8 protein-coding genes and 3 tRNA genes are annotated in these 7,171 nt (G+C 63.6%); all 11 read right to left on the bottom strand.

The window, feature by feature from the left end; genetic code table 11:
• Positions 1-95, bottom strand: a 95-nt coding sequence (locus B7X65_RS19785; protein WP_005434227.1) for a GTP-binding protein, incomplete at its 3' end; no start/stop codon positions are given.
• A gap of 103 nt (positions 96-198) precedes the next feature.
• Positions 199-273: transfer RNA gene (locus B7X65_RS19780), tRNA-Thr, on the bottom strand.
• A 53-nt stretch (positions 274-326) separates the two neighbouring features.
• Positions 327-400: transfer RNA gene (locus tag B7X65_RS19775), tRNA-Gly, on the bottom strand.
• An 84-nt stretch (positions 401-484) separates the two neighbouring features.
• Positions 485-570: transfer RNA gene (locus tag B7X65_RS19770), tRNA-Tyr, on the bottom strand.
• A 62-nt stretch (positions 571-632) separates the two neighbouring features.
• Positions 633-1,403 carry a uracil-DNA glycosylase gene (locus tag B7X65_RS19765; protein WP_293596002.1) on the bottom strand — a complete coding sequence of 257 codons (771 nt, stop codon included), beginning with the start codon at positions 1,401-1,403 and terminating at the stop codon, positions 633-635.
• A gap of 16 nt (positions 1,404-1,419) precedes the next feature.
• Positions 1,420-2,220: an indole-3-glycerol phosphate synthase TrpC gene (gene trpC / locus B7X65_RS19760; protein ID WP_293596001.1), complete on the bottom strand. Its 801-nt coding sequence runs from the start codon at positions 2,218-2,220 to the stop codon at positions 1,420-1,422.
• Positions 2,221-2,223: 3 nt separating this feature from the next.
• Positions 2,224-3,267, bottom strand: a complete 1,044-nt coding sequence (trpD, locus tag B7X65_RS19755) for an anthranilate phosphoribosyltransferase (RefSeq protein WP_293596000.1) — start codon at positions 3,265-3,267, stop codon at positions 2,224-2,226.
• A gap of 27 nt (positions 3,268-3,294) precedes the next feature.
• On the bottom strand, positions 3,295-3,948 hold the full coding sequence (locus tag B7X65_RS19750; RefSeq protein ID WP_293595999.1) for a LysE family translocator: 654 nt from the start codon (positions 3,946-3,948) through the stop codon (positions 3,295-3,297).
• Positions 3,949-3,958: 10 nt separating this feature from the next.
• Positions 3,959-5,005: a low-specificity L-threonine aldolase gene (gene ltaE / locus B7X65_RS19745; protein ID WP_293595998.1), complete on the bottom strand. Its 1,047-nt coding sequence runs from the start codon at positions 5,003-5,005 to the stop codon at positions 3,959-3,961.
• A gap of 66 nt (positions 5,006-5,071) precedes the next feature.
• Positions 5,072-5,644, bottom strand: coding sequence for an aminodeoxychorismate/anthranilate synthase component II (locus B7X65_RS19740; protein WP_293595997.1), 573 nt, complete (start codon positions 5,642-5,644; stop codon positions 5,072-5,074).
• 10 nt (positions 5,645-5,654) lie between these two features.
• Positions 5,655-7,154 (bottom strand): anthranilate synthase component I, encoded by a 1,500-nt coding sequence (gene trpE, locus B7X65_RS19735; protein ID WP_293595996.1) that lies wholly within the window; start codon positions 7,152-7,154, stop codon positions 5,655-5,657.
• Positions 7,155-7,171 lie beyond the last annotated feature (17 nt).

Here is a 7,171-nt window from a genome sequence, read left to right as displayed (position 1 = left end):
ATCGCTGCCGTCAGCGTGGTCTTGCCATGGTCAACGTGCCCAATCGTGCCTACGTTGACGTGCGGTTTGGTCCGCTCAAATTTGCCTTTTGCCATTTTTCGACTCCAAATACCTTAAGGATTTACTTACGAAATTTGTCACACCACTGCCACCCCACCAGCCATGCCGACACACTGTGCCGACCACGCACCCATGAAATGGTGCCCATTCCGGGAATCGGACCCGGGACCTCTCCCTTACCAAGGGAGTGCTCTGCCACTGAGCCAAATGGGCCAAATTCAAAAACTCTGCTTACCTGCCAAATACAAAACCAGCGCTTGTTGTGATGGAGCGGGAGACGGGAATCGAACCCGCGTCATTAGCTTGGAAGGCTAGGGTTCTACCATTGAACTACTCCCGCATCGACCGCCTTTTCACATCAAGACAACCCCGAAACACGGCTTACCAACCATCCAGGCCAAGCCTGCCTATCAAAATTTATCGCTGGTGGAGAGGGCTGGATTCGAACCAGCGTACTCGTTAGAGGGCAGATTTACAGTCTGCTGCCATTAACCACTCGGCCACCTCTCCTTTGGCGAACCTCAGATTATGCCATGGAAATTTGACATCCGGCAATCCAGAACAACAAGTGCTTACCACCTGACCGGCCGGCGGCCATGGCTTCGCAAAAAGTCGTTGGCGGCGCTGAAATGCCCGCAGCCGATGAAGGGTTTGGGGGGCCGCAAAGCCGACAGGGGCGAGGGATGATTGGCCGTCAGCACCAGGTGCCGGGCCGGAATCAGCGCCTGTTTGGTCTGCGCGTGGGCGCCCCAAAGCATGAACACCACCGGCTCGGGTTTGGCCGCCACCGCGGCGATCAGCTGGTCGGTCAGCTCTTCCCAGCCCTGTCTGGCATGGCTGGCGGCCTGGCCTTCTTCCACCGTCAGGCTGGTGTTGAGCAGCAACACCCCCTGGCTGGCCCAGCGTTCCAGCGAGCCGCCGCTGTGCGCCTCCGGCGCCACCGCCGGATCACGCGCCAGCTCCTTGAAGATGTTGCGCAGGCTGGGCGGGGGTTTCACGCCGTCGGGGACCGAAAAAGCCAGCCCCTGAGCCTGCCCCGGGCCATGGTAGGGGTCCTGACCCAGGATCACGACCTCGACATCGGCCAGCGGCGTCAGCGCCAGGGCCCGGAAGGGCTGCGGCGGGTAAATGACGGCCCCCTGCGCCAGCCGCTGCTCGATGAATGCGCCCAGTTGCTGGCCGGTTTTGCCGGCCAGGAAATGACCGACTTCCGGCGCCCAATCGGCCGCCAGCGGCCAGTCAGCCGGATTCCAGCGCGTCAGATGCCGGCCGTGGCCAATACCCTCCGGCAGCGGCTTGGGCAGGTTGTCAAAGGCCAGATCGGCCTGCAGTCCTTGTGGCATGGACGTGAGCAGCTACTTAATCAGTAGCATCCGGAAACAGGCCCGCCAGCGCCACACCGGGGTCTTCGGCGCGCATGAAAGCCTCGCCGACCAGGAAAGCGTTGACTTTGGCCTCGCGCAGGCGCGCCACGTCGGCCGCGGTCGTGATGCCGGATTCCGTCACCAGCAGGCGGTCGTCCGGCACGTCCTTGACCAGACCCAGCGTGGTGTCCAGCGACACCTCGAAGGTCTGCAGGTTGCGGTTGTTGATGCCCAGCAGCGGCGTCCTGAGCTTGAGCGCGCGGTCCAGCTCGGCGCGGTCGTGCACCTCCACCAGCACCGCCATGTCCAGCGACAGGGCCAGCGCCTCCAGCGCCTTCATCTGCGCGTCGTCCAGACAGGCGGCGATCAGCAGGATGCAATCGGCGCCCATGACGCGCGACTCGTAGACCTGGTAGGGGTCAATGATGAAGTCCTTGCGCAGCACCGGCAGGCTGCAGGAGGCCCGCGCCTGCTTCAGGTAATCGATGCTGCCCTGGAAAAAATCCTTGTCAGTGAGCACCGACAAACACGCCGCACCTTGCTCCGCATAACTTTGGGCAATGTCCGCCGGAATGAAGTCGGTGCGCAGTACCCCCTTGGAGGGACTGGCTTTCTTGATTTCCGCAATCACTGCGGGCTTGCCGGCGCTGATTTTGGCGCGCAGGGCGCCGACAAAATCACGCGTCAGCACGCGCGACTCGGCGTCAAAACGCATCGCGGCCAAAGGTTTGCGCTTGATCGCCGTGGCGACTTCTTCGCGCTTGACGGCCACAATCTTGTTCAGGATATCGGACATGGTTCAGGTCGCCAGGGCTTGGGAGGTGGAAACAAGCTGCGCCAGCTTGCCTTTGGCGGCGCCGGAAGTGATGGCCTTACGGGCCAGCGCAATGCCGGCCAGCATGGATTCGGCCACATTGGCCGCGTACAGGGCGGCGCCGGCGTTGAGGATGACGATGTCGCGCGCCGCGCCGGGCTCGTCGTCGAGCACGCTCCTGAGCATCGCCATCGACTGCTCCGGCGTTTCCACGCGCAGCGTGCGGTTGCTGGCCATGGCCAGGCCGTAGTCCTCGGGATGGATTTCGTACTCGGTGATTTCGCCGCCCTTGAGTTCGCCGACCACCGTGGCCGCACCCAGTGAGACCTCGTCCATGCCGTCCTTGCCGTAGACCACCAGCGCATGTTCGGCGCCCAGGCGCTGCAACGCGCGCACCTGGATGCCGACCAGATCGGGGTGGAACACACCCATCAGGATGTTGGGCGCGTCGGCCGGATTCGTCAGCGGCCCGAGGATGTTGAAGATGGTGCGCACGCCGAGCTCCTTGCGCACCGGGGCGACGTTTTTCATCGCCGGGTGATGGTTGGGTGCAAACATGAAGCCGACGCCGACGTCCGCGATGCATTGGGCAATCGCGTCGGGCTTCAGGTTGATGTTGATGCCCAGGGCTTCGAGCACGTCGGCGCTGCCGGACTTGCTGCTGACGCTGCGCCCGCCATGTTTGCTGACCTTGGCGCCGGCCGCCGCGGCGACAAACATCGAGCAGGTCGAGATGTTGAAGGTGTGCGAGCCGTCGCCGCCGGTGCCGACGATGTCAACAAGGTGCGTCTTGTCGGCCACATGGACCTTGGTGGAAAACTCGCGCATCACCTGCGCCGCCGCGGTGATTTCGCCGATGGTTTCCTTCTTCACGCGCAGGCCGGTGATCAGCGCGGCCATCATGACCGGAGACATATCCCCGCTCATGATCATCCGCATGACGTGCAGCATCTCGTCGTGGAAGATTTCGCGGTGTTCAATCGTGCGCTGCAGCGCTTCCTGGGGCGTGATTTTGTTGCTCATGGGCATGGTCGTGCTCTTGTCTTGTCTCTGGAGTTAGTCGGAAGGATTGTCGGTCAGGGCCAGCTTGATGCCAAATCCAATGAACATGACGCCGGCCACCCGGTCCAGCCAAAACAGCCCGCGCTGCAAAGCCCCGGCGCGCCGCGCCAGCCAGGCCGCGGCAAGCGCCCAGCCGATGTTGACCCATAACCCGTTGAAGTTGAACAGCAGGCCCAGCAGCAAAAACGCCAGCGGCTTGTTGCCCACAGCGGGCGCAATGAACTGCGGCACAAAGGCGAGGAAAAACAGCGCCACCTTGGGGTTCAGCACATTTGTCCAGAAACCCTGAAAAAATATGCCTTTTATGCCTCCAGCCCTTACCGACCGGTCGTCAACAGCTTCTGAATTGATAGCAAATTCAGCGCCCTGGCTGGTCAACAGGCGGATGCCGACATACACCAGGTAGGCGGCGCCGGCCCACTTGAGCACGCTGAAAGCCGTGGTCGAGGCGGCCAGCAAGGCGCTGACGCCGAGCGCCGCCGCAATGATGTGCACAAAACAGCCCGCAGTAATGCCCAGCGCCGCCACCATACCGGCACGCGCGCCACGGCGCAGGGCATGGGTCACGATGTAGAGCACATCGGGGCCGGGCGTCAGGTTCAGCAACACGCCGGCAGCGATGAAAAGCAGCAGTTGTCCGGTCGCCATGGATGGCCCCTCAGTTGCTGAAGAAGCCGCGAATCGCCGCAATCGCCCGGTCCACGCCGGCCGCATCCACATCGAGGTGGGTGACAAAACGCAGGCGATACAGGCCGGTGGCCTGGATGCCTTCGCCGGCGAGGTGTCGCAGCAAGGCCTCGGAGCGGTCGCGCGCGCCGCCGACCAAGTCCACAAACAGAATGTTGGTCTGCGGCGCCTCGACCTGCAGGCCGTCCAGGCCAGCCAGCCCGTCGGCCAGCCGGGTTGCCAGCGCATGGTCGTCGGCCAAGCGGGCGATGTGGTGGTCCAGCGCATACGATGCCGCGGCCGCCAGTCCGCCGGCCTGGCGCATGGCGCCGCCGGCCATCTTGCGGATGCGCCGGGCGCGGGCGATGAATTCGGCCGAGCCGCACAGCGCCGAGCCGACCGGCGCGCCCAGGCCCTTGCTGAAACAGACGGACACCGAGTCGAAGCAGCCGGCGATACGCCGGGCTTCTGCCCGCGCCTCGGTGCCAAGCAGCGCCGCCTGGGCCACCGCCGCATTGAACAGCCGCGCGCCGTCCAGGTGCCGGGCCAGCCCCTGGCGACGCGCCAGCGCGGTTGCCTGTTCGATGTAAGCCATGGGCAGCAGCTTGCCGCCCAGCGTGTTTTCCAGCGCCAGCAGGCGGCTGCGGGCGAAATGCGGGTCGTCCGGCTTGACCGCGGCCTCGATGTCGGCCAGGGCCAGCGTGCCGTCGGCCTGGTGGTTCAGCGGCTGCGGCTGCACGCTGCCCAGCACCGCCGCACCGCCGCCTTCCCAGCGGTAGCAGTGCTGCATCTGGCCAACGATGTACTCGTCGCCGCGCTGGCAGTGAGCCAGAATCGCGCACAGGTTGCTCTGGGTGCCGGTGGGCACAAACAACGCTGCCTCGAAGCCCAGCATGGCGGCGATCTTGTCCTGCAACGCGTTCACGCTCGGGTCGTCACCGAACACGTCGTCACCCAGCGGCGCACAGGCCATCGCGGCACGCATGCCTTCGGTGGGCTGCGTCACGGTGTCGCTTCTCAGGTCAACTTTTGAGATCATATGTGGCACCAGTCTTTATGGAATATGCGCAAGCAGCTACGCTTTTAATAGCAAATAGAGCCGTGACTAGGCGCGCTGCTCGAGGAAGTTTTTCAGCATCGCGTGGCCGTGTTCGGTCAGTATCGACTCCGGGTGAAACTGCACGCCCTGGATCGCGAGTTCCTTGTGGCGCACGCCCATGATCTCGCCGTCGTCGGTCCAGGCGGTGATAGCCAGCACCTCGGGGCAGGACGCCTTGTCGATCGCCAGCGAGTGGTAGCGATTGACGGTGAACTGCCTGGGCAGACCGGCAAACACGCCTTCCTGCGTGGTGGTGATCACACTGGTCTTGCCGTGCATCAGCTGCTGCGCACGCACGATCTTGCCGCCAAAGGCGGCGCCCACCGCCTGGTGGCCCAGACAGACGCCCAGAATCGGCAGCTTGCCGGCGAAGTGCTGGATGGCGGCTACCGAAATGCCGGCTTCCGCCGGCGAACACGGGCCGGGCGAAATCACCAGCCGGTCCGGCGCGCGTTCGGTGATGCCTTCCAGCGTGATCTCGTCGTTGCGGAAGACCTCGACCTCGGCACCGAGCTCGCCGAAATACTGGACGATGTTGTAGGTGAAGGAGTCGTAGTTGTCGATCATCAGTAATTTCATGATCCGCTCCTTATTCCAGGCCTTCTTCGACCAGCTCGGAAGCGCGCAATAAGGCGCGCGCCTTGGCCTCGGTCTCTTTCCATTCGAGTTCGGCCACCGAATCGGCCACCACCCCCGCCGCCGCCTGCACGTAGAGCATCTGGTCCTTGATGACGCCGGTGCGAATCGCAATCGCTACATCCATGTCGCCGGCATAACTGAGGTAGCCGCAGGCGCCGCCGTACAGGCCGCGTTTGGTCGGTTCGAGCTGGTCAATCAACTCCATCGCATGCACCTTGGGCGCACCGGTCAGCGTGCCTGCCGGAAAAGTCGCCTTGAGCACGTCCATGCTGGTCATGCCGTCGAGCAACACGCCCTCGACATTGCTGACGATGTGCATCACGTGGCTGTAACGCTCCACCGAAAACGCCTCGGTCACCTTGACCGTGCCTGTTTTGGCGATGCGGCCGATGTCGTTGCGCGCCAGGTCAATCAGCATCACGTGTTCGGCACGTTCTTTCGGGTCGTTGATCAGTTCCTGCTCGACGGCCTTGTCAAGCTCGGGCGACGAAGCGCGCGGGCGCGTGCCGGCCAGCGGACGGATCGTGATCTTCTGACCTTCGTCCGTTTTCTCCTGCCGCACCAGAATTTCCGGCGACGCGCCCACAACGTGAAAGTCGCCGAAGTGGTAGTAATACATGTAGGGGCTGGGGTTGAGCGAACGCAGCGCGCGGTACAGCGACAGCGGCGACTCGGTGTAGCGCTTCTTGATGCGCTGGCCCACCTGCACCTGCATGAAGTCGCCGGCCTCGATCAGCCGCTTGGCGCGCTCGACAGCGGCCAGGTAATCGGCTTTCGCAAAGTCGCGCTCAGCCGGGTAGCCCTGGGTCGGCTTGACCACCGGGGCGCTGACCGAGTACTTCAGCTGCTCCTTCAGTTCGCGCACGCGCTTTTTCGCGTTCGCGTAGGCCTCGGGCAGGGTCGGGTCGGCATAGACAATCAGGTAGAGCTTGCCCGAGAGGTTGTCGATCACCGCCAGCTCTTCGCACTGCAGCAGCAGGATGTCGGGACAGCCCAGGGTATCGGGCGGGCAGGAGGCTTCGAGCTTTTTCTCGATGTAACGCACCGTGTCGTAGCCGAAATAACCGGCCAGGCCGCCGCAAAAACGCGGCAGGCCGGGCCGCAGCGCGACCTTGAAACGTTTCTGGTAGTCGCTGATGAAATCGAGCGGGTTGGCTTTGGAGGTTTCGATCACCTGGCCGTCCCGCACGACCTCGGTCAGCATGTCGGCGCCGAAGCCGCTGGCGCGCACCAGGGTACGGGCCGGCAGGCCGATGAAGCTGTACCGGCCAAAACGCTCGCCGCCGACGACCGATTCGAGCAGAAAGCTGAATTTGCCGCCGTCCCTCGAATGCGCCAGCTTGAGGTACAGGGACAGCGGGGTTTCGAGGTCGGCAAACGCCTCGGCCATCAGCGGAATGCGGTTGTAGCCCTGCTGCGCAAGGCTTTTGAATTCAAGTTCAGTGATCACGGCAAGTTCCTTCACCG

It is taken from the genome of Polaromonas sp. 39-63-25 (genome assembly GCF_002278925.1).
GTDB lineage: Bacteria > Pseudomonadota > Gammaproteobacteria > Burkholderiales > Burkholderiaceae_C > Polaromonas.
Note: the sequence above shows the minus strand (reverse complement) of the source record. Positions and strands in the feature narration are given on the sequence as shown.